Genomic DNA, 25,288 nt, shown 5'->3' with positions numbered 1-25,288 from the left:
TCGTCCCGCTTTGCCAACCCCTGCGGGCCGATTATTACCTCATTCCGTCGTCAACTGACATTTTCCGTCATGGATGCGCGCCGCTGGCGTCGGGATCCGCGCGCGCCGCGTCACCCAAAATGGCGATCCGTGCCTCATGATCGGCGCGCGAGATGGGAAATCGCCGCATCACGATCAGGCCTAGGATGCCGATGACGAGCACCGCTGTCATGTAACCCAAGGCCAGATTGCCAAGGATCGCATTGCTGATCTCGCCGGGCTGGGCTGCCGCGGGAAAGGCCGCGAATGACAGGATCAGCCCGGCGATGAAGATGCCGACACCCGTCGCGCATTTCTGCATGAAGAAATATCCGGCAAAGAACAGTCCTTCGGATCGCCGCCCGGTCTCGCTTTGCGATGCCTCGACAACATCGGCCATCATCGACGACGACAGGATCATCAGCATGATCGAAAAGCTGTTCGAGATGAATACGAGCGCGAACATCACCGCCGCGCTGGGCTTGCCGGGCAGGCCGGGAAATACACCCTGGATCCACGCGAAATACATCCCGCTGTTGACCAGCAGCGCGACCGCCCCGGCCAGGATGGCGCCGTCGCGCTTGCCCAGCCGTGCCGACAGCGGCGCCACGAACAGAAAAGCGGCAATCATCGATCCAAACAGCAGAAAGACATAGGCGATCAGCTCGCCCTGCGTCAGCTGCCAGAAAAAGCCGAGCAGATAATTGGTCATTGAAAAGGTGATGCCCTGATTGATGAAGCCGAACAGCGCGGCAAAGATCAGCCACAGAAAGGCGCGGTTCGACAGCGTATCGCGCATCTCGCCCAGTACCTGGCGCAGCGTCATCACCGGTTTGATGTCGGCCAGGTTCGACACCGCAATCCGCCGATGCTGGCCCGCCGCCGAAATCACTACCGCGCCCAGCATCATCAGCGCGCCGGTCAGCGCATAGGGGCCATAGCCGTCGGGATCGACCAGCCCCTTTTCGCCACCGAAAAACACGCCATAGGCAAGGAGCAGGACCAGCAGCCCGCCGGCCCACCCGAACAGGAAGCGATAGCGCATGACGATCGTGCGCTCGTCATAATCGGCGGTCAGTTCGGGGACGATCGCCACCGACGGCACCTCGCAGCACGACACCAGCGAGCGGACGATGATCGCAAAGCCGATCAGCCAGGCCACGGTCATCGAATCGGACATTTCGGGCGGGTGCCACAGCAGCATCCACGCAATCGCCAGCGGCACCGGCGCGATATAGAGCCACGGCAGACGGCGGCCCCAGCGGCTCCGCGTCCGGTCGGTCAATTCGCCGATCACCGGATCGACAAAGGCATCGGCGATCAGCGCGACCATGATCGCGGTGCCGACGATCCCGGCGTCGAGGCCGACAACCTGATTGTAGAACAGCAGCAGGAAGGTCGAAAAGCCGTTGTCCTTGACGCCATAGGCGATGCTGCCCAGGCCATGCGTTGCTTTCAGCCACACGGGGAGTTTTTCGGGGCGCGGCACCGCGGCGGTTGCCGCCGCTGTGGTCACGCCGACGCTCCCGCCTTGGCGGCCTCCTCCATCGCCGTCAGCGCGTCGAACATGCCGGGCGTTTGCTTGTCCCACGCGTGGCGTTGGCCGATCGTCAGCCCGCCGTCGACCAGCAGGTGGGTGCCGGTCATGAAACTCGACTCCTCGCTCGCCAGATAGGCGACCGCATTGGCGATATCGTCGGGCTGGCCGCCGCGCGCCACCGGCTGGGCCTGCGCGCTCATCCCGGCGATGACGGCGTTGGCCTGCGCCTTCATCGCGTCGGGCACGTCGAGCGACGCGGTGAAGATATTGGTGTTGATGAAACCGGGACAGATCGCGTTCACGCGGATGCCGTACTGCGCGAGGTCGGTCGCCGCGACCTTGCTCAAGTGCAACACCCCCGCTTTTGCGACGGCGTAGGCGATTGGCGAATAGCCGGCCCCGAGCGCCGCGACGCTGGCGGTGTTGACGATGCTCGCGCCCTTGCGGCCCTTCATGTGCGGCGCGGCATAACGGATCCCCATCGCGACCGATTTCAGCACCAGGTCCATCGTCCGGTCCCAGCCGTCGGGGGTGATCTCGTCGATCGGGGCGCGGTCGCCGCCCGCCGCCGCGTTGTTGAAGACGATGTCGATGCCGCCGGCCTTTGCCGCGGCCGCGTCCATCAATGCTTCGATGTCCGACGGCCGGGTCACGTCGCAGCGGACAAAATCGATCTTGCCATTCGATTGCTCGGCGAGCGCGCGGCCACCCGTTTCGTCGATGTCGGCGGCAAAGACATGCGCGCCTTCGCCTGCCAGTTTCAGCACTGTGGCCTTGCCGATACCTGATGCGGCACCGGTGACGACGGCAATCTTGCCTGCGAATCGCATACCCATTCTCCCGTTTTCTTTTGCCACTTAGCTTAGGGACGAAGCAGGACGCGTCAACGGCGGCCTGTCGGACGCTACGGCGCCGTAACGGCAGGTTGGGCCGCCCAAGTTGACGCTTGCGTAAAGCAGGCGACTGCTCCTAGATTTAGGGCAGGAAGAGGAGCCTGAAACATGAGCGATCTGGACGCTTTTCGCGCCGAAGTGCGCGGCTGGCTGGAGGCAAACTGCCCCGCCGAAATGCGCGAGCCCATCCGCGAAGAAGGTGATGTGTGCTGGGGCGGGCGCAATTGGGTGTTCAAGAATGACGCCCAGAAGCAATGGCTCGAAGCCTGTGTTTCCAAAGGCTACACCGTCCCCGACTGGCCCAAGGCCTATGGCGGCGCCGGGCTCACCCCCGAGCAGACCAAGATCCTCAAACAGGAAATGAAGCGCATCCACGCGCGTTCGCCGCTCGACAGCTTCGGGATCTGGATGCTCGGCCCCGCGCTGCTGCAATTCGGGACCGAGGAGCAGAAGGTCCAGTATCTCAATCCGATCGCGCGCGGCGAAATCCGCTGGTGCCAGGGCTATTCGGAACCCGGATCGGGCAGCGACCTCGTTTCGCTCCAGACCTTTGGCGAAGACAAGGGCGATCATTGGGTCGTCAACGGGTCGAAGATCTGGACCAGCTACGCCGACCAGGCCGACTGGATTTTCTGCCTCGTCCGCACCGACAAGACGAACAAATATCAGGGCATCACCTTCATGCTCTTCGACATGGAAAGCCCGGGGGTCACGACCAAGCCGATCCTGCTGATCAGCGGCAACTCGCCTTTCTGCGAAACCTTCTTCGACGATGTGAAGGTGCCCAAGACCCAATTTATCGGCGAGATCAACCGCGGCTGGGACGTCGCCAAATATCTGCTCGGCCACGAACGCGAGATGATCTCGGGCGGCGGCGCCGGCGGCGACATGGTCAGCATTGGTGGCGCGTTCGCGAAATCCTTTGGCAAGAATGCCGCGGGCGAACTCGACGACCCGATCCTGCGCGCCGAAATGGCGGCGTTCGACGTCGATGTCTTCGCCTATCGCGCGATGGGCGAGCGGTTCATGGACATGTGGAAGACCGGCCGCGCGCATCCGGCCAGCTCGAACATGATGAAATATGTCGGCACCGAGCTCAACAAGCGCCGCCACGAACTGGTGATGTCGGGCGGCGGCAGCGAAGCGCTCGAATGGGACAGCGCAGAGACCAAGGGCGGCGCCCGCGCCCGCGGCTGGCTGCGCACCAAAGCCAATTCGATCGAAGGCGGGACGAGCGAAGTCATGCTCAACGTCATCGCCAAGCGGATTTTGGATCTGCCGGGGGCGTAATCCTTCTCCCCTCCCGCTCGCGGGAGGGGCAGCGAGGCTTGCGAACTTGTTCGCTAGCCGCAGCGGGGTGGGCAAATGCGACGTCGCTGGCCCACCCCTAACCCCTCCCGCAAGCGGGAGGGGAACTGGAGAGAAAAGACATGCCACTCTACCACAATGACGACCAGGCGATGCTCAAGGACAGCGTCGCGCCCTTCGTCGCCGAACAGGCGCCGGTGTCGCACCTGCGCAAACTGCGCGACAGTGCCGACGCTACCGGCTTCTCGCGCGACCTCTGGACGCAGTTCACCGAAATGGGCCTGCCGGGAATGCTCGTGCCCGAGGCGCATGGCGGGCTCGGCATGGGCCATATGGAAGCGGGGATCGTGCTCGAGGAAATCGGCCGCAACCTGACCCCCTCGCCCTTCCTGTCGACCAGCGTCGGCGCGGTCGCGGCGCTCGCCAAGGCGGGCGGCACACAGGCGAGCCGCTGGCTCCCCGCGATCGCATCGGGCGAGGCCATCATCGCGCTCGCGATCGATGAAGGCGCCAAGCACCGCCCCGACCGCATCGCCACGACCGCAACCCGCGCCGGGAACGGCTTTCGCCTTGACGGCAAGAAAAGCTTCGTTCTCCATGGCCATGTCGCCGACATGAGCATTGTCGCGGCGAAGACCGACGGCGGCATCACCCTGTTCGCGGTGCCCAAGGATGCCAAAGGCCTGACCGCCGATCCGCGCCGCCTCGTCGATTCCAGCCTCGCCAGCCATGTCACGCTCGATGGCGTCGAGGTCGATGCCGACGCGGTGATCGGCGAGGTCGATGCCGGCGGCGACATCCTCGACGCGCTGCTCGCCGCCACCCGCACCGGTGCCGCCGCCGAAATGGTCGGCGTCGGGCAGGGCGCGATGGACATGACCGTCACTTATCTCAAGGAACGCAAGCAGTTCGGCAAGCTGATCGGCGAATTCCAGGGCCTCCAGCACCGCGCTGCGCATCTCTACGGCGAAATGGAAGTCGCGCGCGCCACCGTGATGAAGGCGCAGCAATTGCTCGATGAAGGCAATGAGGGCGCAAAGCTGATGGTCTCGGTCGCCAAGGCCAAGGCCGGCCGCGCCGCCAACCTCGCGGTGCGCGAGGGCGTGCAGATGCACGGCGGCATCGGCATGACCGACGAATATGACATCGGCCTCTATATGAAACGCGACCGCGCGCTCGCCGAATATATGGGCGACGTGCATTACCACATCGACCAGGTCGCGCGGATGAACGGGTACTGAGTTAATTGAAACCCCTCCCCTTCAGGGGAGGGGCAGCGAGACTTGGCAGCTTGCTGCCTAGTCGCAGCGGGGTGGGCACCGAAGTCTGCGCAACCTCGCAACCCCCACCCCAACCCCTCCCCCGAAGGCGAGGGGCTTTAAGGAGCCCACTAGAATGAACCTGCAAGACATGTTCGGCCTCGACGGCCGCATCGCCCTCGTCACCGGCGGCTCGCGCGGCATCGGCAAGATGATCGTCGAGGGTTACCTCGCCGCAGGCTGCGCGCGCGTTTACATCTCGGCGCGCAAGACCGCGCAGATCGAAGAAGCCGTCGCCGATTTCGAAACCCGCTATCCGGGCAAGGTCATCGGCCTGCCGGTCGATCTCGCTACCGTCGAGGGCTGCCGCACGCTCGCCAAGGAACTCGAAGCGCGCGAAGAACGGCTCGACATCCTCGTCAACAATGCCGGCGCCGCCTGGGGCGAACCGTTCGAGGGCTTCCCCGAAGCGGGCTGGGACAAGGTGATGGACATCAACGTCAAATCACCCTTCTTCCTCACGCAAGCGCTGCACGGCCTGCTCAAGGCTGCGGGGACGCACGAACGCCCGGCCAAGATCATCAACATCGGCTCGATCGACGGCCAGCGGCTGAACCCCTGGGAAACCTACAGCTATCACGCATCGAAGGCCGCGATCCTCTACCTCACCAAGCGGCTCGCCGCGCGGCTGGTCACCGACCATATCCTCGTCACCGCGATCGCCCCCGGCGCCTTCCAGTCGGACATGAACAAGGCGGCGCGCGACCATGGCGACGCGGTCGCGAAGAACATCCCGGTCAAACGCATCGGCGTGCCCGAGGACATGGCGGGCGCCGCGATCTTCCTCGCGTCGAAAGCGGGCGACTATGTCGTCGGCGACACGATCACCGTCGACGGCGGGCTGGTGCACGGCGACGTGCGGACGAGCATCGACGCGTAGGCCATGCCTAACTTTCATCGTCATGCCGGACTTGATCCGGCATCCCGCTTTGCAACGTCGAATAGCGGGACCCCGGATCAAGTCCGGGGTGACGAAAGAGGAATTTGACTCGCCCTTCTCCAAGGTGTATTATTTATATAACTCACCAAGGAGAATCCCCATGCGCCTCGCGTTCCTGATCCCCCCGATGATGCTCCTCGCCGCCTGCGGGTCAGAGAAGAAAGCCGAGGATGCCACCGAAGTCTCGATCAACGCCGGCGACGATCAGGGCGGCGTCCAGATCAAGGCCGGCAAGGACGGCGGCAATATCAAGATCGGCGGCGAGGGCGCGTCGATCGACATCGACATCCCCGATTTCGTCGACCTCGACATCGAAAGCGATTTCGACATCGATGGCGTGAAACTCTATCCGGGCAGCAAGGTGACCACGGTCGACGTCGATGCCAACGACAAGAATGGCGCCGACAAGGCCGTGGTCAAACTTGGCTTCACCTCCCCCGCCGCGCCGACCAAGGCTGCCGACTGGATGGCGGGCGAATTTGCCAAAAAGGGCGTCAAGGTCACCCGCACCGGCGACACGCTGGCGGGCAAGGACAAGGACGGCGCCGATTTCCGCATCAATTTCGCCCCCGATGGCGCGAACGCCAAGGGTCAGGTGGTGATTACAAAGGTTTGAGTAAAAATAGCCGTTCGTCCTGAGGAGCCATTGAGCTTGTCGAAATGGCGTCTCGAAGGAATGCGAGTTGCTGGTCCTTCGAGACGGGCCTTCGACTTCGCTCAGTCCCTCCTCAGGACGAACGGGTAATGATTTTGCCTACCCGCTGTTCCTGAGCGCCGTCGCAATCGCATTGATCGTCAGCTGGATGCCCTCGGCAATCCGCGGGTCGGTTTCCCCCGCCCGGTGCCGCTTCATCAACTCGATCTGGAGCAGGTTCAGCGGTTCGATATAGGGCAGCCGCAACCGGATCGACGCCTCGAGCGCCGGGTTCTTCTCCAGCAACCGCGTCTGCCCGGTAATGTCCAGCAACCCGTCATGCGCGCGGTTCCATCCGTCGCGGATGCGGCCAAAGATCGCGCCATGGCCATCGACATGCGCTGCCAGCTCGGCATAGCGCGCCGCGATCCCCATGTCGGATTTCGCCAGCACCATCTCCATATTGCCGAGCAGCGCGGCGAAGAATGGCCAGCCAGCCGCCATGTCGACGAGCAATGCCTTGTCGCCGAACGCCGCAAACCCCTCGCCCGTCCCGTACCAGCCGGGCAGCATTGCGCGCGCCTGCGCCCAGCTGAACACCCACGGGATCGCGCGCAGATCCTCGATCGCGCTGCTCTTGGTGCGGCTCGACGGCCGCGAGCCGATCTTCAGCGTCGCAATCTCGGCGATCGGGGTCATCGCGCGGAAGAAATCCTTGAACGTCGGGGTGTCGTACACCAGCCCGCGGTACGCGGCGAAAGCGCTGTCCGACAGCGCATCCATCGCCGCGGTAAAGCGCGCCGCGTCCTTCTCGCTCAGCGCCTCGGGCTCCAGGCTCGCGAGCAGGCTCGCCGACACCATCGCCTCCAGGTTCGTCGCCGCGCTCGCCGCGGTGCCATATTTCGCTGCGATCACTTCGCCCTGTTCGGTGATCCGGATGCGTCCCTGCACCGTCCCCGCGGGCTGGGCGCGGATCGCGGCAAAGGCGCTGCCGCCGCCGCGCCCGACCGCGCCGCCGCGGCCGTGGAACAATTGCATTGCGGTGTCGGCCTCCTCGAACACCGGGGTCAGCGCCTGCGACGCCTGATGCAATCCCCAGGTCGAGGTCAGATACCCGCCATCCTTGTTCGAATCCGAATAGCCGATCATCACTTCCTGATGTCCGCGCACCCCGACCTGCGGGCCGATTTCAGGCATCGCGAAATAGCGCGCCATGATGTCGGGCGCCTTGTCGAGATCGGCAATCGTCTCGAACAAGGGGACGACCATCAGGTTCGATCGTCCCGCCGCTTCGCCGCTCCGCCACAATCCGGCTTCGCGCGCCAGCACATGCACCTCGAGCAGGTCGGACAAGGTCTGCGCCATGCTGATGATCCACTGGCAAATCGCATCCTTGCCCAGCCGCGCGCGCACGTCGGCGGCGGCATGGACGATCGCGAGTTCGCCGGCGGTCTCGTCGCTCCACTGGTGCCACGGGGCGGCGAGGGGTCGGTCACTTTGCAGCTCGGCGGTGAGCAGCGCAACGCGCGCCTCTTCGTCCAGCGCCAGATAGTCGGCGCACACGCCAGACACCTTGAGCAATTCGGCGAGCACACGTTCGTGCACCGCGCTGTTCTGCCGCATGTCGAGCGTCGCGAGATGGAATCCGAACACCTCGACCGCGCGGATCAGCCGCCCGAGCGCGCCGATGCCGCCAAACTGGCCCTGGCTGTTCGAAGACAAGCCATTGGCGATGGTGACCAGGTCGCGGCGGAAATCGGCGGGAGTCGCATAAGCGTGACCCTTCAGCGCCGAAGGCCGCGGCGGCGCCTTGCCGACAATCTGCGTATAGGTCGCGCACAGCCGCGCATAAATGCCCGAAAGCGCCCGGCGATAGGGTTCGTCGCGGCGGCTCGGCGCGCCATCGCCGCTTGCCTCGGCCAAAGCTTCTACCGCGTCGGGAACCGCAGCCAGGCTCGCCGACACCGACAGCTCGGCGCCGAGGTGGTGAACCGCGTCGATATAATGGCCCAGCACCGCGGCGGCATTGCGCCCCGTCGCCATGACCATCGTCTCGGCGGTGACGAACGGATTGCCGTCGCGGTCGCCGCCGATCCAGCTGCCGACGCGCAGGAAGCTCGCGGGGCGCTGCCCCAGCTCGGCTTCCCAGCGCGCGTAAAGCTTGGGAACGACCGGCAGGAAGACGTCGCGCAAATAGGTCAGCGCATTGTCGATCTCGTCGGCAACGAACAATTTCTCCATGCGCAGCGGCCGCGTTTGCCAAAGGAGAACGATCTGGCGCCGGATCGCATCCTCGACGACGTCGCCCTCGGGTGTTTCGTCCACCCCGGCGTCGCGCAGCAGCATCAGTTCGGCGATGCGGTTCTTGTGATCGAGCATCGACTTGCGCCGCACCTCGGTCGGATGCGCGGTCAGCACCGGCGCAACCAGCGACGCGCTCAGCAGCGCCGCAATCGCGTCGCCGTCGATCCCGTCGGCCTTCAGCTTCTCGATCGCCGCCGCGACCGTCGCCTCGGGCTCCGCCGCCACCCCCTGCCTGTCCTCGGCCAGATTGGCGAGCATCGAAAACAGCATGAACCCGCGGACGAAGGCGACGGTGTCATCCAGGCTCAGCGCATCGAGCCCCGGATCGATCGCCTCGGCCCCCGCGATGCCGCGATGCCGGTCGACGCTCGACGAGCGGATATATTCGGTCTGGCGGAACAATTTGTCGCCGCCATAGGCGCGGATGACGTCGCCCAGGATCCGCCCCAGATAGCGGATGTCGGGATTTTGCGAGATCTGGATCGGCGGCCCCATGACGCGATTGCTGCACCTGCGAAGGCGCGGGGTCAAGCGGCGCATAGCTATGCGCCGCCCACACCTTCGTCATCCCGGCGAAAGCCGGGATCTCACCGTATCGAAAAAACGCGAGGTCGAGATCCCGGCCTTCGCCGGGATGACGAGGATAAGCCTAACGAACCATCACGAGATTGAGCGTCCCCATATCGATCCGGCTCCGCTCATCGAATGCGACGCTGTTGCGCGTGTCGGTGATGAACATCAGCTTCCCATCGTCGCCGGTGATGCGCGCCGACACCGCGTAGCTGTGCCGCGGATCGAGCTGGGCGCGGTCGACGGTGAGCGTGAAGGGCAGCGGCACCTGCTTGCCATCGGCGGCGAACGCCTGCCGCGCGAGGGTGCGGGCGGGCGCATCGGCCAGGCTGACATCGTCGAGCCGCACCTCGATCTGCGCCGACGGCGGCAGCGCGATACGCTCGCGATAGGCGATGCTGCCGGTGACCGTGATCGATTGCGCGGCGGGCTGGGTCGCGGCGCAAGCGGCGAGCGAAAGACTGAGGGCGGCGATGGCGGCAATACGGAGCATGATCTGACCTTTTCCATAACCCAGCCCCGCCATCCTCGCGGCAGACGCCCGGCTTCATTTTTATCTTCTTCGTGCCTTTGCGCCTTTGCGTGAAATATTTAGAATCTCACGCAAAGGCGCAAAGGCACGAAGAAGAAAGCGGAATCGCCGCTGCGCGTAAAGGACGCAGATGGCAGTGTGAACCGCTCACCCCTCCAACTCGACATCCCAATACAGCCAGTCGATCCAGCTCGTATGCAGATAGCCGGGCGGAAAGGCGCGGCCATTGTCCTGCAACTGCCAGCTCGTCGGGCGCCACGGCTGGCGATAGATCGGCATTCGCGCCTGTTGCGGGGTGCGCCCGCCCTTTTTCAGATTGCACGGCGCGCAGGCCGTCGTGACATTTTCCCATGTCGTGCGTCCGCCCAGTCGCCTTGGCACGACATGGTCAAAGGTCAGATCCTTGCCCGACCCGCAGTACTGGCACGCAAAGCGGTCGCGCAGGAACAGGTTGAAGCGGGTGAACGCCGGATGCTGCGACGGTTTCACATATTGGCGCAGCGCGATGACGCTGGGGATCGGCATCGTCCGCGTCGGCGAGTGAATCTCGCGCTCGTAATTTTCGACAATGGTGACGCGGTCGAGGAAAACCGCCTTGACCGCGGTCTGCCACGGCCACAGGCTCAAGGGATAATAGCTGAGCGGGGTGTAGTCGGCGTTGAGAACGAGCGCCGGGCAACTATCGGGATGCCGGGCAAGATCGGGATGGAACATGGCTGGTTATGCTGCCCCCATTGCTTCACGGGATGGCGCGCCACTGCCTTCCCTGCGTGACACCATCATTACATGCCCGATCAGATTCTGACGTCAAGGGGGCATCTGTCGCAAGATATGGAAGGATTTTGATGACGTCGGCACAGTATATGGAGTTTTTACCACGGCGATGCTGACCCGTTTTGCGCCCAGTCCGACCGGCGACCTGCATCTGGGTCACGCCTATAGCGCGGTGCTGGCGCATGATGCGGCGCGCGCGGCGGGCGGGCAATTCCTCATCCGCATCGACGATATCGACGGCAGCCGCTCGCGCGAGGACTATGTCGCCGCGTCGCTCGCCGATCTCACGTGGCTCGGCCTCGGCTGGGATGGCGAACCGCTACGCCAGTCGGCCCGGCTCGGCAATTATGTGGCGGCGCTCGATACGCTCCGCGCTCGCGATCTCGTCTATCCCTGCTTCTGCACCCGCGCCGATATTGCGGCCAGCCTCTCGGCGCCGCACGGCCCATCGGGGGCGATCTACCCCGGCATTTGCCGCGATCTTTCCGAAGCCGAGCGCGCGCGGCGGATGGCGGCTCAGCCGCATTGCTGGCGCCTCGATACCGCCCGCGCACTGGCAGTTGTCGGTGACCTCGCGTGGGAAGCACAAGGGCAGGGGATGCGCCCCGCCAACCCGCTCGCCCACGGCGACATCGTCCTCGCGCGCAAGGATGCCCCCGCCAGCTATCATCTCGCTAGCACGCTCGACGACGCCGCGATGGGCGTGACGCACGTCATCCGCGGCGCCGACCTGATTGCCGCGACCGACGTCCACCGCCTGCTTCAGGCGCTGCTCGACCTGCCCACCCCGCTGTATCGCCATCATGCGCTGGTTTGCGGCCCCAACGGCAAGCGATTGGCGAAGCGTGACGCCGCGGCCTCGCTCGCTGCGATGCGCGCGACCGGTGTCGACGGCCCCACGCTCGCCGCCAATCTGCTCGCCGGACGCCTTCCCACTGGTTATTCGCTGCAAATGCCCTAAATAGGGGCCATGAACATTCTGCTGATCATCGGCGTCGTCGTGGCGGCCGGCTTCGTCCTCTTCTCGCTCGCGCGGGGGCTCTTCTATTTTTCGCAAGGTCACCAGGCGGTGATCGACGGAAAAGTCGAGGAAAATCAGGTGATGCAGAACAAGATGATGATGTCGCGCGTCAAATGGCAGGCGATCACCATCATCCTCATCGTGCTGATCGGCCTGCTCGCCGCGGGCGGCTGATCTTGCCGCTGCGCCAGTCTCGCTAGATGGTCAAACTCAACAAAATCTACACGCGCACCGGCGACGATGGCACCACCGGGCTGGTGGATGGCTCGCGTATCGCCAAATCGGCGCCGTTGATGGCGGCGATCGGCGACGTCGACGAAGCGAACAGCGCGATCGGGATGGCGGTCGCCGCGCTCCATCCGAACAGCGACGCCACCGCAATGCTGGTGCGGATCCAGAACGAGATGTTCGACCTTGGCGCCGACCTCGCCACCCCCGCCGACATCCAGTTCGGCTTTGGCCCGCACGACATGGCGCTGCGCATCGTCCCCAGCCAGATCGCGCGGCTGGAGGACGAGATCGACCGCATGAACGACGATCTCGACGCGCTCAAAAGCTTCATCCTGCCCGGCGGCACCGACGCCGCGGCGCGGCTCCACCTCGCCCGCGCGGTGACGCGGCGGGCCGAACGGGCAGCGGTCGCGGCAGGAAGCGAGCGCGACCTCAACCCGCTCGCGCTCACCTATCTCAACCGCCTGTCCGACCATCTGTTCGTGCTGACCCGGCACCTGAATGCCGCGGCGGGCGGTGACATTTTGTGGAAACCCGGCGCTACGCGGTAACCGCATAATCCTCCCTGTGCCGTAGGCATGGGGAGGTGGCAGCGCGAAGCGCTGACGGAGGGGCGTTGGAACTACCGTTGCGGCCCCTCCACCCCTTGCTTCGCAAGCGGTCCCCCTCCCCATGGCTTCGCCACAGGGAGGATCGGCACTGTTCCCCAAATGTTCTAGACATTTCGCCACCGCGTAACCATATTCCATCGTCATGCGAAACCGAATCGCACCGCGGGGGATTGTCTCATCATGGCCAGCCGAACCGACGCTTCACCTCTCGCGCAAACCGCCCGCACGCCCGACCTGCTCGCGCAGCGTTTCGCCGCCACCCGCCGTCTGTCGCTCGACCTTGTCGCGACGCTCTCCGATGCCGACGCCAGCGCGCAGTCGATGCCCGACGCCTCCCCCGCCAAATGGCACCTCGCGCACACGACATGGTTTTTCGAAACCTTCATCCTGCGCGATCATGTCCCGGGCTACCGCGCGTTCGACGATCGCTACGCCTATCTGTTCAACAGCTATTATGAGGCCGAAGGCCCGCGCCATGCGCGGCCGCAGCGCGGTCTGCTGACCCGCCCCTCGCTTGATGACATCGGCGTCTGGCGCGCGCATGTCGATACCGCGGTGCAGACCGCGCTCCCCGACCTGCCCCCCGCGGCGCACATGCTGATCGAACTCGGCATCCAGCACGAACAGCAGCATCAGGAACTGCTGCTCACCGACCTCAAACATCTCTTCGCGCAAAACCCGCTCGGCCCGGCGGTGTGGGAAAAAACCGCCATCGCGAGTGAAGTTGCGCCGTTTTCCGCCATGAAATGGATCGAGGGCCATGCGGGCGTGACCCAGGTCGGGCATTGCGGCGACGGCTTCGCCTTCGATTGCGAAGGCCCGCGCCACGATACGCTCCTGCCCCCGCACGCGCTCGCCAGCCGCCCGGTCAGCAATGGCGAATGGCAACAATTCATTGCCGACGGCGGCTATCACACCCCATCGCTCTGGCTCAGCGATGGCTGGGCGTGGGTGCAGGCCGAAAACATCGACGCCCCCGCCTATTGGGACGGCGACCGCCAGTTCACCCTGTCGGGTTGGCAAGACATCGACCCCGCTGCCCCGGTGACCCACATCAGCTTTTTCGAAGCCGACGCCTTCGCCAGCTGGGCGGGCGCGCGGCTGCCGACCGAGTTCGAATGGGAAGCCGCCGCGGCGATGCTCGACGCGGCCTCGGGTCAACAACTCGACAGCGCCGGGCCGGTGCAGCCTGTCGCCGCGGTCGATGACGCCGATCTGCAACAGATGTTCGGCAGCGTGTGGGAATGGACCGGCAGCGCCTATCGCCCCTATCCCGGCTTCCGCGCCGCGCCCGGTGCGGTCGGCGAATATAATGGCAAGTTCATGAGCGGTCAGTTCGTGCTGCGCGGCGGCAGCTGTGCGACCCCGCGCGGTCATCTGCGCGCCTCCTACCGCAATTTCTTTTACCCCCACCAGCGCTGGCAATTCACCGGCGTGCGTTTAGCCAAGGATCTCTGACATGGGCGTTGTTCGCAATCTTCGGCAGGTTGATGCCGATGCGGCGGGGGTCGATATCGCCTTTCGCGCCGACGTCCATGCGGGACTGTCGCAGGCGCAAAAGGCGATTCCGGCGCGCTGGTTCTACGACGCGACCGGATCGGCGCTGTTCGAGGATATCACGGCGCTCCCTGAATATTATCCGACGCGCAGCGAGACCGATCTGCTCACCCGACACGCGACCGACATCGCGGCGGCGGTCGGGCCGGGCCGCGCAGTCGTCGAGCTTGGGTCGGGTAGCTCGACCAAAACCCCGCTTTTGCTCGATGCGATCGCGCCCGCGGCTTATGTGCCGGTCGATATCTCCGGCGATTTCCTGCGCGATAGCGCCCGCACGCTCGCGGCGCGTTTTGAGGGGTTGCCCGTCTATCCGGTGGAGGCCGACTTTACCCAGCGCGTCGAAATGCCGCGCGAAATCGCCGCTATGCCCAAGCTCGGCTTTTTCCCGGGCAGCACGATCGGCAATATGGTTGCGCGCACCGCGGTCGATTTGCTGCGCAACTGGCGCGAAGCACTGGGCGAGGGATCCCTGCTTCTGATCGGCATCGACCGGATCAAGGATGAACGTGTACTGGAACTCGCCTATGATGATCCGGCGGGCGTCACGGCGGCGTTTAACCTCAACCTGCTCGAACGGATCAACCGCGAGCTGAACGGTGACATTCCGGTCGAAAATTTCACGCACCGGGCGATCTGGAACGACGTCCATGCGCGGATCGAAATGCATCTCGTCGCGGCGTGCGACTTGGATTTCACCGTCGATGGGCGTGACTATCATATGGCGGCAGGCGAGACGATCCACAGCGAGAACAGCCATAAGTACGGCCCCCGCGATGCCAACCTGCTGCTGCGCGCCAGCGGCTGGACCCCGGTCGCGACGTGGGACGACACCGACCCCGCCTTCGCGCTGATCCTCGCTGAAGCAACCGAGTTCCGCTCGGCCCCTTGACGCTGACCGCCGATGACGTAGGGCAACCACCAAATCGTCATCCCGGCGAAAGCCGGGATCTCGCCCTTTCGCCAGAACGCAGCGGTGAGATCCCGGCCTTCGCCGGGATGACGGATGAAAGCCTTAAGGTTGTTTTGGAGAATAAGGTCATGATCGTCGGCGTCATCGGGGCAGGGCAAATGGGCGCGGGGATTGCGCAAGTGTCAGCGGGCGCCGGACATGACGTACTGCTGTCGGACATCGACTTGGCGCGCGCCGAAGCGGGCAAGGCGGGGATCGCCAAGGCGCTCGGCCGCCTCGTCGCTAAGGAGAAGATGACACAGGGCGATGCCGATGCTCTGCTCGGCCGTATTGCCCCGGTCGCCGACCACAGCGCCTTCGCCCCCGCCGACCTCGTCATCGAGGCCGCGACCGAGCGCGAAGACATCAAGCGCGCGATCTTCGCTAGCGTCGGTCCGCATCTGTCTGACACCGCGATCCTTGCCAGCAACACCAGCTCGATCCCGATCACGCGGCTCGCCCAAGCATCGCCCGACCCGGCGCGCTTTATCGGGGTGCATTTCTTCAATCCGGTGCCGGTGATGGGGCTGATCGAATTGATCCGCGGCCTCGCCACCAGCGACGCGACGCTGCAAGCCGTCGAAGCCTTTGGCCGTGGCCTCGGCAAGGAAATCGTCCATGCCAACGACGCGCCTGGGTTCATCGTCAACCGCGTGCTGATGCCGCTGATCAACGAAGCGGTGTTCGCACTGGGCGAGGGTGTTGCGACGATGCAGGACATCGACGCCGGCTGCCGCCTGGGGCTCAATCATCCGATGGGGCCAATCACGCTGGCCGACTTCATCGGGCTCGATACCTGCCTCGAAATCATCCGCGTGCTGCACAGCGGCACCGGCGACCCCAAATTCCGCCCGGCGCCGCTGCTGGTGCAATATGTCGAGGCGGGCTGGGTCGGAAAAAAGGCAGGGCGCGGCTTTTACGACTGGACGGGAGCCGAACCGGTTCCGACGCGTTAGCAGCTTATGCGGTCAGGGAACCGCCAAGGAGGCGTCACATGCAAAGCAGATTTTTCGTCACATTGTCGGCCACCGCTGTGGCTGCCGCGCTCGTCATCGCGGCACCGGCCCATGCTCAGGCGGGGTCGCCGGAAGATTCGACGATCAAGGACACCGCCAACAAGGTGACCGAACCGTTTGACGGCAAGGAAGCGCCCGCGAAGCTGATCGCGGTCCAGGGCGATCCCTATTCCTTGGCAGGCCTGCGCAAATGCGCCGCGATCCAGCAGGAAATCGTCGAACTGGACGAAGTGCTCGGCCCCGACGTCAACGAAACCGAAGAGGAAAGCAGGGATAAAAAGCGCGAGCGCACCGCTGGCCGCGTCGCCGGCAGCGTTGCCGGGTCGATCATCCCGTTCCGCAGCCTGATCGGTGAAATCACTGGCGCCAATGCCGAACGTCGCCGCTATGCCGAAGCGGTCTATGCCGGAACAGTACGGCGCGGCTTTCTGAAAGGTGTCGGGCTGGAACGCGGCTGCAAGGCACCCGCGCGGCCCTGATATATGGAGGGCGTGGGGAGGGGTATTCCATGAACGTCGACAATATCCGCAGCTTTACGGTCGATGTTCCGCAGGCGGCGCTCGACGATCTGAAAGACCGGCTGGCGCGGACGCGCTGGCCCGAGAGGGAAACGGTCGACGACTGGGACCAGGGTATCCCGCTTGCCTATGCGCAGGAACTGGCGGCCTATTGGCTTGATCAACATGATTGGCGCGTTGTCGAGGCGCGACTGAATGCCCTGCCCAATTATCTGGCGACGATCGACGGGCTCGACATTCATTTCCTCCATGTCCGGTCGGCCAATCCGGCGGCGCGGCCGCTGGTGTTGACCCACGGCTGGCCGGGGTCGGTGCTGGAGTTTCTCGACGTCATCGAACCGTTATCGGCCGACTATCATCTCGTGATCCCGTCGCTCCCCGGTTACGGCTTTTCGGGCAAGCCGACCGCGGCCAAATGGAGCGTCGAGCATATCGGCGCGGCGTGGGACGCGCTGATGGTGGCGCTCGGTTACGATCGCTATTTCGCGCAGGGCGGCGACTGGGGCAGCGCGGTGACCTGTGCAATCGGGATGAACCACGCCGATCATTGTGCGGGAATTCACATCAACATGGTCGTCGGCGCGCCGCCGCCCGACCTGATGAGCGATCTCACTGACAGCGAAAAACTCTATCTCGCCCGCTTTGCCTGGTATCAGGCAAAGGACAGCGGTTATTCGACGCAGCACGCGACCCGGCCGCAGACGATCGGCTATGCGCTGACCGATTCACCGGTCGGCCAGATGGCGTGGATCGCGGAAAAATTCCACGGTTGGACCGATTGCGGGCATCAGCCGGGCGGCCAGTCGATCGGTGGACACCCCGAGAAAGCGCTGTCGAAGGACGCGATGCTCGACACGATCAGCCTCTATTGGCTGACCGCGAGCGCCGCCTCGTCGGCGCGGCTATATTGGCACAGCTTTCGCAATTTCGCCGCGGGCGAGATTTTGGTTCCGACAGGGTGCAGCCTGTTTCCGAACGAGATCATGCGGCTCTCGCGCCGCTGGGCCGAGCGGCGGTACAAGACTATCGTCCACTGGAACGAGCTGCCCCGCGGCGGTCATTTCGCCGCGTGGGAGCAGCCCGAGTTGTTCGCCAGCGAGGTACGCGCCGCGCTGGCGAAGATGGACCTTTGACCGGCGCTTAGCGCGGCACCACCACCTGACGACAGGTTTCGGGCGCCGAGCGCAATGCGGTGTTCCACATCGCCTCATTGCCCTTGGTATGCAGCCGCCACCCGGCGCGGTTTTCGTATATCGCGCCGCTCGCCGCGGGCGTGGAGCGCATCGCTTCCGGACGTCCGCCATTGACGCTCACCAAAGCGCGGTCGCCCATGAAATCGACTTTCAGCCGGGTACCGCGGTCGCATTCATAATAGGCGCTGACCCCCGGCCCACCGACCGACATGCAAGCCGAAAGCAGCACGGCGGCCCCGCCGACGGCGGCGAACTTCAGCGTCGTCATCGCATCCTCCCTCAATAGCCCGAGCGGACGCACAGCACGTCGGCCAGATAGACGCGGCCCGCCACCGTTTCCATATGTTCGCGCGCCGACCCGTTCCAGCCGATCGAACGGCAATAATTGTCGGCGGTCTGCGCCGCGCAGTTCGCCGTCACCGATCCATATTGGCAAGCAAGGACGCGGCGGTTGCCTTGCGCGGGCTGCGTGTGGAATTCGGCAAAATTGCCGCGCGCGACCTGATCATTGGCGGGCGGCGCCGGATCCCAGCCGCCACCCCCTGATCCAACCGGGCGGATCGACTGGATGGTCAGCCCGCGCAGGACGTTGTTCAGCATCGGCGTATCGCGCTCGACGGTGCGGCAGGTGCCGCGAAAGCGCGTCTTTTCGCACAGCTCCCACCGGCCGCTGGCGACGCGCACCGAATTGACCGGCCAAGCGAGGCCAAGGTTTGGTTTCGCCTCGCCGATGAACACCGCCGGGCCGCGATAGGCGGCGTCGCGATAGATCGTCGCCTCGGGCGGTCGGTACATGCGGTCATCGGGGGTCTGTGCGCTGGAGGTGGCGAGCACGCCCGCCCCAATCGACGCGGCGGCGGCGGCGAGGATCGACAAACGATATGCGATTTTCATGGCAACCTCCCTGTTGGCAAATGCGACCCGGGATTCGATATGTTTGCCGAGTTTACGCCATCGAGGTGCGGCTTGCAATTCTTCCCAAGCGTGGGCCTTGGTAGGTCAGGGGGCTTTGGCGGGAGCGGTTGCCGCGGCATCGGGCTCCGTTACAGGTGCGCTCGCCGGTGCTGTGACAGCCTCGACTGCCGGTGCGGCGGGCGGCGTGGCGACCGGCGGCGCGATGCCCAGCATCAACCCCGCCAAGGCCGCCGACATCAGGTTCGACAGGCTGCCCGCGAGCAGGGCCTTCAGCCCAAGCTTGGCGATCATCGGCCGCTGGTTGGGGGCCAGCCCGCCGGTCACCGCCATCTGGATCGCGATCGAACTGAAATTGGCAAAGCCGCACAGCGCAAAGGTGGCGATCGCGACCGCGGCGAGCGACATATCGCCCTGCACCTTGCCCAGAACGATAAAGGCGACAAATTCGTTGAGCACGATCTTGCTGCCGAACAGCCCGCCGACCACCGCGCTTTCATCCCACGGCACTCCCATCAGCCACATCACTGGGCGGAACAAAGTGCCGATGATCGCCTGAAACGACAGCTCGGGGTAACCCAGCCAGCCGCCGATCCCGCCGAGCAGGCCGTTGGCGAGCGCGACGAGCGCCACGAACGCCAGCACCATCGCGCCGACCGCGACCGCGAGTTTGACCCCGGTCTGCGCGCCTTGCGCCGCCGCCATGATGATATTGGCGGGCTTCTCTTCGTCATGGCTCGCCTCGGGCATGATGACGGGTTCGACGCCGAGATCCTTGGGATCGTCGGGCATCATGATCTTCGCCATCAAAATGCCCCCCGGCGCCGACATGAAGCTGGCAGCGAGCAGATAGGGCAGCAATTGTTCGCCGATCATGCTGGCATAGGCGCCGAGAATGGTCCCCGCGACCCCCGCCATGCCGACGGTCATGATCGTGAACAGCTGCGGCGGGGTCAGGCCCGCCAGATAGGGGCGGATGACGAGCGGCGATTCGGACTGGCCGACAAAGATGTTCGCTGCGGCGCCCAGGCTTTCCACCTTGGTGATGCCGGTGATTTTCTGGATACCGCCGCCGACCCATTTGATCACCAGTTGCATGATGCCAAGATAATAGAGGATCGAGATCAGCGAGGCGAAAAAGACGATGACCGGCAGCGCCGCAATCGCAAAGCTGTTGGCGCCAATTTCGGGCGAAGCAAGCGGGCCAAAGATGAAATCGGTCCCTGCCTTGGCGTAGCCGAGCAGGTTCGACACCCCGTTCGACATCGCCTGAATGATATTGCGGCCCCATGGGGTGCCGATCACGAGTAGCGCAAAACCGGCCTGTAGCAAAAAGGCGGGAATGACGACGCGCAGACGAATCCAGCGGCGGTTCGACGAAAACAGCACGGCAATCGCGAGCAGCGCGACGATGCCAACCAGACCAATCAGGCGTTCCATATATTTGTGCGTCCCCCGCAAATTGTTGCGCCTTGTCTAGCGGGCTTTGGCGGGGGGGCAAGTGTTGCCGCCACCCCCATCTTTCCACCGCCGACAAAAGCGACTATCGGGCGGCATGACCGACACCACATCGACGGCGCTGCCGCGCACGCTTTCGCCCTCCCTGTTCCTTTTCACCATCATCTATGGCGGCATGGTCGTGCTCGCCGGGGTGCTGGGGAACAAGCAGGTGGCGCTGGGTGACTGGTTGGCGGTCGAGGCAGGGATTTTCCCGTTCCTGATCCTCGTCGCGCTGTCGAGCGCCGTGTCCGAATTGCAGGGCCAATCGACCGCGAACAAATTGGTGCTGTGGGGCTTTGTGCCGCTCATATTGTCGATCATGCTGACCGCGCTGGTCCTCGCGCTTCCCGCATCGCCCGAAATGCAGGCCGACCGGCTTACCGCCTTCAACACCGTGCTGGGCCAGAGCCCGCGCCTGATGGCGGCCGGGATCGTGGCTTATGGCACCTCGCAATTCCTCAATGTCACGATCTTCAGCAAGCTACGCGGGCGCGAAGGCGCCGGAACCAGCTGGCTCGCCATCCGCGGTGCGATCGCCAGCGCTCTCAGCCAGATCGTCGATACCTTGCTGTTCGTCACCATCGCCTTTTACGGCGTGTTCCCGATCGCCAATCTGATGGGCGGGCAGATGCTGGCCAAGGTCGCGTTGTCGGTGCTGGTCATTCCATTCGTGATCACCGGGCTGGTCGCGCTCGGTCGCAACCTCGATGCCAAGACCGGCGGGTGATGACGATGACCGACGCGCCCGCAATGCCCGACCTGCTCGCCAAGGCCGAAACGCTCGTCGAAGCGCTGCCCTATCTGCAGCGCTACGCGGGTCAGACGTTCGTGATCAAATATGGCGGGCACGCCATGGGCGATGCCGAGGCGCAGCGCGATTTCGCCGAGGATATCGTGCTGCTCAAGGCCGTCGGGATCAACCCGGTGGTCGTGCATGGCGGCGGGCCGCAGATCGGCGCGATGCTGAAAAAACTGGGGATCGAATCGTCGTTTGTCGGCGGGCTGCGCGTCACCGATGCCGCGACCGCCGAGGTCGCCGAAATGGTGCTTGCCGGAAAGATCAACAAGGAAATCGTCGGTTGGCTCGCAGCGCTCGGTGGCCGCGCGGTCGGCATTTCGGGCAAGGACGCCAATCTGGTGCTCGCCGAGAAGGTCCGCCGGACCGAGCCCGACCCCAATTCGGGGATCGAGCGTCATGTAGACCTAGGTTTTGTCGGCGAACCCGTCGCGGTCGATCCGACGATCCTGATCAACCTGACCAAGGATAATTTCATCCCGATCGTCGCGCCGGTCGCGCTCGGCGCCGACGGTGCGACCTATAATATCAACGCCGACACGATGGCAGGCGCGATCGCCGGCGCGCTGGGTGCCAAGCGGTTTTTCCTGCTCACCGACGTCGCGGGCGTGCTCGACAAGGCAGGAGCACTGCTCACCGACCTCGACCAAACGGCGATCGACGCGCTGAAGGCTGACGGGACGATCACCGGGGGCATGATCCCCAAGGTCGAAACCTGCGTCGCCGCGGTCGATGCGGGGGTCGAGGCGGCGGTCATCCTTGACGGGCGTATTCCGCACGCGATGCTGCTGGAAATTTTCACCGCAAGGGGTGCAGGCACGCTCATTCACCGCTAAGAGACGCGGCAAGACCCTAATTCGGAGAAATCGCCTTGGTTCTCATGCTCCTCCAGATCGTCCACATCATCCTGACGGTCCTGTGGTGGTTCATCATCGCGCAGGCGGTGATGTCGTGGCTGATCGCGTTCAATGTGATCAACACGCACAATGATTTCGTCAACCAGCTGTGGACGGTGCTCGACCGGATTACCGAGCCGCTGTACCGGCCCTTTCGCCGTATCATGCCCGATTTCGGCGGGCTCGATCTGACCCCGATGCTGGTGCTGATCATCATCATCATCCTGGATGGGCCGGTGCTCAATTATCTCGGGCGCCTCGCTTATGCGAACGGCATGGCGTGATGGCGGTTGATGCCGCCGCGCAGGTGATCGACGGCAAGGCGTTTGCCGCTGGTCTGCGCGGCCGGATTGCCGACGCTGTTCCTGCTTTTGTTGCCGCAACCGGGCGCGCGCCGGGGCTTGCCGTCGTGCTGGTCGGGGACGATCCGGCGAGCGCGGTCTATGTCGGGTCGAAAGGCAAGGCCACCGTTGCCGCGGGCATGGCGAGTTTCGAGCATCGCCTGCCCGCCACCGCGAGTCAGGACGAGGTCGAGGCGCTGCTCGCCCGACTGAACGCCGACGATGCGGTCGACGGCATCCTGCTGCAATTGCCGCTTCCCGGCCACCTCGACGAACAGGCGGCGGTGGCGACGATCGACCCGGACAAGGATGTCGACGGGCTGACCCCGGTCAGCGCCGGGCGGCTCGCGCTCGGTATCGCGGGCATGGTGCCGTGCACCCCTTATGGCTGTCTGTTGCTGCTCCAGGACCGGCTTGGCGACCTGTCCGGCAAGGATGCGATCGTCGTTGGGCGCTCGATCCTGGTCGGCAAGCCGATGGCGCAATTGCTGCTCGGCGCCAACGCCACGGTGACGATGGCGCACAGCCGCACCAAAGACCTGCCCGCGCTCGTGCGCCGCGCCGACATCGTCGTGGCGGCGGTCGGGCGCGCCGAGATGGTCAAGGGCGACTGGATCAAACCGGGTGCCATCGTCATCGATGTCGGCATCAACCGCCTGCCGCCCGCCGACGGCGCGGCAAAGGGGCGATTGGTCGGCGACGTCGATTATGCCGAGGTAGCGGCGGTCGCCGATGCGATTACTCCGGTTCCGGGCGGGGTCGGGCCGATGACGATCGCCTGCCTGCTTCGCAACACGCTGGTCGCCGCGCACCGCCGCGCGGGGCTTGCCGATCCGGAAGGATTCTGATGCGCCGTCTGTTCTCCGCCTCGTTCGCGCTTTCGTTGCTCGCCGGATGCGCCGGTGACCCCAACGACGTTCGCAACCGTCCGCTCGGGCCGAACCCCAGCGCCTTTATTGCGGCCGAAATCGGCTTCGCTCGGCTGGCGCAGGAAAAAGGGCAGTGGACCGCGTTTCGCGAAACATCGCATCCCGATGCGGTGATGTTTGTGCCGCAGCGGGTAAAGGCGCGCGACTGGCTCAAGACGCAAAAAGACCCCGCCGAATCTGTGAAGTGGCAGCCGCACGCCGTCTACGTCAGCTGCGACGGCAACAGCGGCGCGACGACGGGCGCGTGGCAAAAGGGGCCAGCGCATGGCTTTTTCAGCACGGTGTGGATGCGCGATCCCAAGAGCGGCAAGATCGACTGGATCCTCGATCATGGCGACGGGTTGACCGTTCCCCGCGAAGCGCCCGAATTTATCGAATCGAAGCAGGCGGTGTGCGGATCGCGTCCGGCGGTGCCGATCGAGGCGGGCGCCGAGGGTGACGATATGGCGGTCGGCCTGTCGCCCGACCAGACGCTCAGCTGGACTTCGACCGTTCGGCCTGACCAGTCGCGCCGTGTGACGATCCGTCTGTGGGACGGCAAGGCCATGGCGACGGTGATCGACGATCAGGTCGCGGCGCCGAAACAGCCATGATCGACCTGTTCATCTCGGCATTCGTGACGCTGTTCGTGGTCATCGACCCGCCGGGCTGCGCGCCGATCTATGCCAGCCTGACCACCGGCGCGAGTGCGCAGCAGCGCCGGTCGATGGCGATCCGCGCGACGATCATCGCCGGGTGTATCCTCGTCTTTTTCGCGATGTTCGGCGAAGCCTTGCTCAGCTTCCTGCACATCGACCTCGACAGTTTTCGCATTGCGGGCGGCATCATGCTGTTCATCATCGCGATCGACATGGTGTTCGAAAAGCGCACCGAACGCCGCGAACAGCGCGCCGAAAAGGTGATGGCGACCCCCGAGATCGAGGATGTGTCGGTGTTCCCGATGGCGATGCCGATGCTCGCCGGGCCGGGATCGATCGCGTCGGTGATGCTGCTGGTGGCGCAGAACAACGGGCTCGACCGTGCGTTCGTGATCTTCGGCGCGCTGCTGCTCGTGCTGTTGATGACGCTCGGCGCGTTGCTCGCGGCGGGGCCGCTGATGCGCTTTATCGGTAACAAGGGCGAGGCGGTGATCACCCGCCTGCTCGGGGTGCTGCTCGCCGCGCTCGCCGCGCAATTTGTCATCGACGGGCTCAAGGCCAGCTTCCCCAGCCTCACATAGAAAAGGGCGCCGCCCGCAGGCGACACCCTTTCCTGTTCCACGGGAATGGAATCTAGCGCGCGGCGTTGACATCCGCTTGCGTCACCGGCGCGATGCGGATTTCGACGCGGCGGTTGCACTGATAATCGGCTTCGCTGCGTTCGGGCGAACATTTCAGCTGCGTTTCGCCATATCCCATCGTCGCCATGCGCGCGCGCTGGATGCCGCGGCCGCCCAGATAATCGGCGACCGACGACGCGCGGCGTTCGGACAGGCCCTGATTATAGCTGTCGCTGCCGGTCGAGTCGGTGTGGCCGTACACGTCGATGTAGGTGCTGGGATATTCAGCCAGCGTCGAGGCAACATTGTCGAGCGCGCTGCGGAACTGCGATTTCACCAGCGCGCTGTTGTAATCGAAGGTCACGTCGCCGGGCATGTTGAGCACCAGCTGGTCGCCCTGACGTTCCACATCGATGCCGGTGCCGGCGGTGCGCTGGCGCAGCTTCTTTTCCTGCTCATCCATATAATAGCCGACGCCCGCACCCGCGACCGCGCCGATGCCCGCACCGACGATTTCCTCGGTGCGGCTGTTCTTGCCGCCGATCAGGTCGCCGAGCAGATAACCGCCCAGCGCGCCGCCGAGGCCGCCGATCGCGGCGTTGGAAATGCGCTTCTGGCCCGTTTCCGGATCGGTAACGCAGCCGGTCAGCGCGACGGCGCTGATAGTGGCCAGCGTGGCGAGTTTGATGGTCTTGATATTCATTGGTCGCTCCCTTTTTTGCGGCCGC

General features: G+C 64.6%; 27 protein-coding genes. 18 read left to right on the top strand and 9 right to left on the bottom strand.

Going from position 1 to position 25,288, the window contains the following annotated elements; genetic code table 11:
* Positions 1 to 67: 67 nt before the first annotated feature.
* Both VGN68_RS07800 and VGN68_RS07795 read right to left on the bottom strand, forming a co-directional pair.
* The gene (locus tag VGN68_RS07800; RefSeq protein WP_327475459.1) at positions 68 to 1,534 is read right to left on the bottom strand and encodes an MFS transporter; all 1,467 of its coding nucleotides are present in this window, start codon (positions 1,532 to 1,534) and stop codon (positions 68 to 70) included.
* Positions 1,531 to 2,388: an SDR family oxidoreductase gene (locus tag VGN68_RS07795; protein WP_327475483.1), complete on the bottom strand. Its 858-nt coding sequence runs from the start codon at positions 2,386 to 2,388 to the stop codon at positions 1,531 to 1,533. The genes VGN68_RS07800 and VGN68_RS07795 overlap by 4 nt, the downstream gene beginning before the upstream one ends.
* 171 nt (positions 2,389 to 2,559) lie before the next feature.
* Here VGN68_RS07795 and VGN68_RS07790 point away from each other — a divergent pair, with 171 nt between their 5' ends.
* The 4 genes from VGN68_RS07790 to VGN68_RS07775 all read left to right on the top strand — a co-directional run bounded on the left by VGN68_RS07790 (position 2,560) and on the right by VGN68_RS07775 (position 6,634).
* Positions 2,560 to 3,741 (top strand): acyl-CoA dehydrogenase family protein, encoded by a 1,182-nt coding sequence (locus VGN68_RS07790; protein ID WP_327475457.1) that lies wholly within the window; start codon positions 2,560 to 2,562, stop codon positions 3,739 to 3,741.
* Positions 3,742 to 3,881: 140 nt separating this feature from the next.
* Complete coding sequence (locus VGN68_RS07785; protein ID WP_327475455.1) at positions 3,882 to 5,000, top strand: acyl-CoA dehydrogenase family protein; 1,119 nt, start codon at positions 3,882 to 3,884, stop codon at positions 4,998 to 5,000.
* 154 nt (positions 5,001 to 5,154) lie between these two features.
* Positions 5,155 to 5,958, top strand: coding sequence for an SDR family oxidoreductase (locus VGN68_RS07780; RefSeq protein WP_327475453.1), 804 nt, complete (start codon positions 5,155 to 5,157; stop codon positions 5,956 to 5,958).
* A gap of 160 nt (positions 5,959 to 6,118) precedes the next feature.
* On the top strand, positions 6,119 to 6,634 hold the full coding sequence (locus tag VGN68_RS07775) for a hypothetical protein (RefSeq protein ID WP_327475451.1): 516 nt from the start codon (positions 6,119 to 6,121) through the stop codon (positions 6,632 to 6,634).
* A gap of 138 nt (positions 6,635 to 6,772) precedes the next feature.
* On the opposite strand, the gene ppc is transcribed toward VGN68_RS07775, so the two are convergent.
* From ppc to VGN68_RS07760, 3 genes are all read right to left on the bottom strand, one after another.
* Entirely contained in the window at positions 6,773 to 9,451 is a 2,679-nt protein-coding gene (gene ppc / locus VGN68_RS07770; protein ID WP_327475449.1) for a phosphoenolpyruvate carboxylase, read from the bottom strand.
* Positions 9,452 to 9,605: 154 nt separating this feature from the next.
* Entirely contained in the window at positions 9,606 to 10,019 is a 414-nt protein-coding gene (locus VGN68_RS07765) for a YbaY family lipoprotein (protein ID WP_327475445.1), read from the bottom strand.
* A 186-nt stretch (positions 10,020 to 10,205) separates the two neighbouring features.
* Entirely contained in the window at positions 10,206 to 10,772 is a 567-nt protein-coding gene (locus VGN68_RS07760) for an HNH endonuclease (RefSeq protein WP_293701062.1), read from the bottom strand.
* A 169-nt stretch (positions 10,773 to 10,941) separates the two neighbouring features.
* Here VGN68_RS07760 and gluQRS point away from each other — a divergent pair, with 169 nt between their 5' ends.
* The 8 genes from gluQRS (at position 10,942) to VGN68_RS07720 (ending at position 17,868) form a co-directional block, all read left to right on the top strand.
* A complete protein-coding gene (gluQRS, locus tag VGN68_RS07755; protein ID WP_327475442.1) occupies positions 10,942 to 11,793 on the top strand; it encodes a tRNA glutamyl-Q(34) synthetase GluQRS in 852 nt (283 codons plus the stop codon).
* A 9-nt stretch (positions 11,794 to 11,802) separates the two neighbouring features.
* The gene (locus tag VGN68_RS07750; protein WP_088443329.1) at positions 11,803 to 12,027 is read left to right on the top strand and encodes an HIG1 domain-containing protein; all 225 of its coding nucleotides are present in this window, start codon (positions 11,803 to 11,805) and stop codon (positions 12,025 to 12,027) included.
* Positions 12,028 to 12,053: 26 nt separating this feature from the next.
* Positions 12,054 to 12,635 carry a cob(I)yrinic acid a,c-diamide adenosyltransferase gene (locus tag VGN68_RS07745; protein ID WP_327475438.1) on the top strand — a complete coding sequence of 194 codons (582 nt, stop codon included), beginning with the start codon at positions 12,054 to 12,056 and terminating at the stop codon, positions 12,633 to 12,635.
* 240 nt (positions 12,636 to 12,875) lie between these two features.
* A complete protein-coding gene (gene egtB, locus VGN68_RS07740) occupies positions 12,876 to 14,153 on the top strand; it encodes an ergothioneine biosynthesis protein EgtB (RefSeq protein WP_327475436.1) in 1,278 nt (425 codons plus the stop codon).
* 1 nt (position 14,154) lies between these two features.
* Positions 14,155 to 15,141 (top strand): L-histidine N(alpha)-methyltransferase, encoded by a 987-nt coding sequence (egtD, locus tag VGN68_RS07735; RefSeq protein WP_327475434.1) that lies wholly within the window; start codon positions 14,155 to 14,157, stop codon positions 15,139 to 15,141.
* 149 nt (positions 15,142 to 15,290) lie between these two features.
* Complete coding sequence (locus tag VGN68_RS07730) at positions 15,291 to 16,157, top strand: 3-hydroxyacyl-CoA dehydrogenase NAD-binding domain-containing protein (RefSeq protein ID WP_327475432.1); 867 nt, start codon at positions 15,291 to 15,293, stop codon at positions 16,155 to 16,157.
* 38 nt (positions 16,158 to 16,195) lie between these two features.
* Entirely contained in the window at positions 16,196 to 16,696 is a 501-nt protein-coding gene (locus VGN68_RS07725; protein ID WP_327475430.1) for a hypothetical protein, read from the top strand.
* Between the two features lie 29 nt (positions 16,697 to 16,725).
* Positions 16,726 to 17,868 carry an epoxide hydrolase family protein gene (locus VGN68_RS07720; RefSeq protein ID WP_327475428.1) on the top strand — a complete coding sequence of 381 codons (1,143 nt, stop codon included), beginning with the start codon at positions 16,726 to 16,728 and terminating at the stop codon, positions 17,866 to 17,868.
* Positions 17,869 to 17,875: 7 nt separating this feature from the next.
* Here the strand turns inward: VGN68_RS07720 and VGN68_RS07715 are convergent, their stop codons facing one another.
* From VGN68_RS07715 to VGN68_RS07705, 3 genes are all read right to left on the bottom strand, one after another.
* Positions 17,876 to 18,196 (bottom strand): MliC family protein, encoded by a 321-nt coding sequence (locus tag VGN68_RS07715; protein WP_327475426.1) that lies wholly within the window; start codon positions 18,194 to 18,196, stop codon positions 17,876 to 17,878.
* A gap of 11 nt (positions 18,197 to 18,207) precedes the next feature.
* The gene (locus VGN68_RS07710; RefSeq protein ID WP_327475424.1) at positions 18,208 to 18,822 is read right to left on the bottom strand and encodes a beta/gamma crystallin-related protein; all 615 of its coding nucleotides are present in this window, start codon (positions 18,820 to 18,822) and stop codon (positions 18,208 to 18,210) included.
* 105 nt (positions 18,823 to 18,927) lie between these two features.
* Entirely contained in the window at positions 18,928 to 20,280 is a 1,353-nt protein-coding gene (locus VGN68_RS07705; RefSeq protein ID WP_327475422.1) for a NupC/NupG family nucleoside CNT transporter, read from the bottom strand.
* A 115-nt stretch (positions 20,281 to 20,395) separates the two neighbouring features.
* Between VGN68_RS07705 and VGN68_RS07700 the strand changes: the two genes are divergently transcribed.
* From VGN68_RS07700 to VGN68_RS07675, 6 genes are read left to right on the top strand one after another with little or no spacing between them, the layout of a single operon-like run.
* The gene (locus tag VGN68_RS07700) at positions 20,396 to 21,067 is read left to right on the top strand and encodes a queuosine precursor transporter (RefSeq protein ID WP_327475420.1); all 672 of its coding nucleotides are present in this window, start codon (positions 20,396 to 20,398) and stop codon (positions 21,065 to 21,067) included.
* Between the two features lie 5 nt (positions 21,068 to 21,072).
* Complete coding sequence (gene argB, locus VGN68_RS07695) at positions 21,073 to 21,972, top strand: acetylglutamate kinase (protein ID WP_327475481.1); 900 nt, start codon at positions 21,073 to 21,075, stop codon at positions 21,970 to 21,972.
* A 44-nt stretch (positions 21,973 to 22,016) separates the two neighbouring features.
* Complete coding sequence (locus VGN68_RS07690; protein WP_088443299.1) at positions 22,017 to 22,316, top strand: YggT family protein; 300 nt, start codon at positions 22,017 to 22,019, stop codon at positions 22,314 to 22,316.
* The gene (gene folD / locus VGN68_RS07685) at positions 22,316 to 23,221 is read left to right on the top strand and encodes a bifunctional methylenetetrahydrofolate dehydrogenase/methenyltetrahydrofolate cyclohydrolase FolD (protein ID WP_327475418.1); all 906 of its coding nucleotides are present in this window, start codon (positions 22,316 to 22,318) and stop codon (positions 23,219 to 23,221) included. Before VGN68_RS07690 ends, folD begins: the two co-directional genes overlap by 1 nt.
* Positions 23,221 to 23,895, top strand: a complete 675-nt coding sequence (locus VGN68_RS07680) for a hypothetical protein (protein ID WP_327475416.1) — start codon at positions 23,221 to 23,223, stop codon at positions 23,893 to 23,895. The genes folD and VGN68_RS07680 overlap by 1 nt, the downstream gene beginning before the upstream one ends.
* Entirely contained in the window at positions 23,892 to 24,521 is a 630-nt protein-coding gene (locus tag VGN68_RS07675) for a MarC family protein (protein ID WP_327475414.1), read from the top strand. Before VGN68_RS07680 ends, VGN68_RS07675 begins: the two co-directional genes overlap by 4 nt.
* A gap of 52 nt (positions 24,522 to 24,573) precedes the next feature.
* Here the strand turns inward: VGN68_RS07675 and VGN68_RS07670 are convergent, their stop codons facing one another.
* Positions 24,574 to 25,263 (bottom strand): OmpA family protein, encoded by a 690-nt coding sequence (locus VGN68_RS07670; RefSeq protein ID WP_327475412.1) that lies wholly within the window; start codon positions 25,261 to 25,263, stop codon positions 24,574 to 24,576.
* Positions 25,264 to 25,288: the final 25 nt, after the last annotated feature.

It is taken from the genome of Sphingopyxis sp. (assembly GCF_035998965.1).
Classification (GTDB): Bacteria; Pseudomonadota; Alphaproteobacteria; order Sphingomonadales; family Sphingomonadaceae; genus Sphingopyxis.
The sequence above is the reverse complement of the archived record's forward strand: the minus strand, read 5'-3'. Positions and strand labels throughout refer to the sequence as shown.

What these genes read in the sequence shown, in the direction of transcription:
- VGN68_RS07795 (WP_327475483.1), bottom strand. Translation starts at nt 2,388, where the DNA reads ATGCGATTCGCAGGCAAGATTGCCGTCGTCACCGGTGCCGCATCAGGT.
- VGN68_RS07790 (WP_327475457.1), top strand. Translation starts at nt 2,560, where the DNA reads ATGAGCGATCTGGACGCTTTTCGCGCCGAAGTGCGCGGCTGGCTGGAG.
- VGN68_RS07785 (WP_327475455.1), top strand. Translation starts at nt 3,882, where the DNA reads ATGCCACTCTACCACAATGACGACCAGGCGATGCTCAAGGACAGCGTC.
- VGN68_RS07780 (WP_327475453.1), top strand. Translation starts at nt 5,155, where the DNA reads ATGAACCTGCAAGACATGTTCGGCCTCGACGGCCGCATCGCCCTCGTC.
- VGN68_RS07775 (WP_327475451.1), top strand. Translation starts at nt 6,119, where the DNA reads ATGCGCCTCGCGTTCCTGATCCCCCCGATGATGCTCCTCGCCGCCTGC.
- ppc (WP_327475449.1), bottom strand. Translation starts at nt 9,451, where the DNA reads ATGGGGCCGCCGATCCAGATCTCGCAAAATCCCGACATCCGCTATCTG.
- VGN68_RS07765 (WP_327475445.1), bottom strand. Translation starts at nt 10,019, where the DNA reads ATGCTCCGTATTGCCGCCATCGCCGCCCTCAGTCTTTCGCTCGCCGCT.
- VGN68_RS07760 (WP_293701062.1), bottom strand. Translation starts at nt 10,772, where the DNA reads ATGTTCCATCCCGATCTTGCCCGGCATCCCGATAGTTGCCCGGCGCTC.
- gluQRS (WP_327475442.1), top strand. Translation starts at nt 10,942, where the DNA reads ATGCTGACCCGTTTTGCGCCCAGTCCGACCGGCGACCTGCATCTGGGT.
- VGN68_RS07750 (WP_088443329.1), top strand. Translation starts at nt 11,803, where the DNA reads ATGAACATTCTGCTGATCATCGGCGTCGTCGTGGCGGCCGGCTTCGTC.
- VGN68_RS07745 (WP_327475438.1), top strand. Translation starts at nt 12,054, where the DNA reads ATGGTCAAACTCAACAAAATCTACACGCGCACCGGCGACGATGGCACC.
- egtB (WP_327475436.1), top strand. Translation starts at nt 12,876, where the DNA reads ATGGCCAGCCGAACCGACGCTTCACCTCTCGCGCAAACCGCCCGCACG.
- egtD (WP_327475434.1), top strand. Translation starts at nt 14,155, where the DNA reads ATGGGCGTTGTTCGCAATCTTCGGCAGGTTGATGCCGATGCGGCGGGG.
- VGN68_RS07730 (WP_327475432.1), top strand. Translation starts at nt 15,291, where the DNA reads ATGATCGTCGGCGTCATCGGGGCAGGGCAAATGGGCGCGGGGATTGCG.
- VGN68_RS07725 (WP_327475430.1), top strand. Translation starts at nt 16,196, where the DNA reads ATGCAAAGCAGATTTTTCGTCACATTGTCGGCCACCGCTGTGGCTGCC.
- VGN68_RS07720 (WP_327475428.1), top strand. Translation starts at nt 16,726, where the DNA reads ATGAACGTCGACAATATCCGCAGCTTTACGGTCGATGTTCCGCAGGCG.
- VGN68_RS07715 (WP_327475426.1), bottom strand. Translation starts at nt 18,196, where the DNA reads ATGACGACGCTGAAGTTCGCCGCCGTCGGCGGGGCCGCCGTGCTGCTT.
- VGN68_RS07710 (WP_327475424.1), bottom strand. Translation starts at nt 18,822, where the DNA reads ATGAAAATCGCATATCGTTTGTCGATCCTCGCCGCCGCCGCCGCGTCG.
- VGN68_RS07705 (WP_327475422.1), bottom strand. Translation starts at nt 20,280, where the DNA reads ATGGAACGCCTGATTGGTCTGGTTGGCATCGTCGCGCTGCTCGCGATT.
- VGN68_RS07700 (WP_327475420.1), top strand. Translation starts at nt 20,396, where the DNA reads ATGACCGACACCACATCGACGGCGCTGCCGCGCACGCTTTCGCCCTCC.
- argB (WP_327475481.1), top strand. Translation starts at nt 21,073, where the DNA reads ATGACCGACGCGCCCGCAATGCCCGACCTGCTCGCCAAGGCCGAAACG.
- VGN68_RS07690 (WP_088443299.1), top strand. Translation starts at nt 22,017, where the DNA reads ATGCTCCTCCAGATCGTCCACATCATCCTGACGGTCCTGTGGTGGTTC.
- folD (WP_327475418.1), top strand. Translation starts at nt 22,316, where the DNA reads ATGGCGGTTGATGCCGCCGCGCAGGTGATCGACGGCAAGGCGTTTGCC.
- VGN68_RS07680 (WP_327475416.1), top strand. Translation starts at nt 23,221, where the DNA reads ATGCGCCGTCTGTTCTCCGCCTCGTTCGCGCTTTCGTTGCTCGCCGGA.
- VGN68_RS07675 (WP_327475414.1), top strand. Translation starts at nt 23,892, where the DNA reads ATGATCGACCTGTTCATCTCGGCATTCGTGACGCTGTTCGTGGTCATC.
- VGN68_RS07670 (WP_327475412.1), bottom strand. Translation starts at nt 25,263, where the DNA reads ATGAATATCAAGACCATCAAACTCGCCACGCTGGCCACTATCAGCGCC.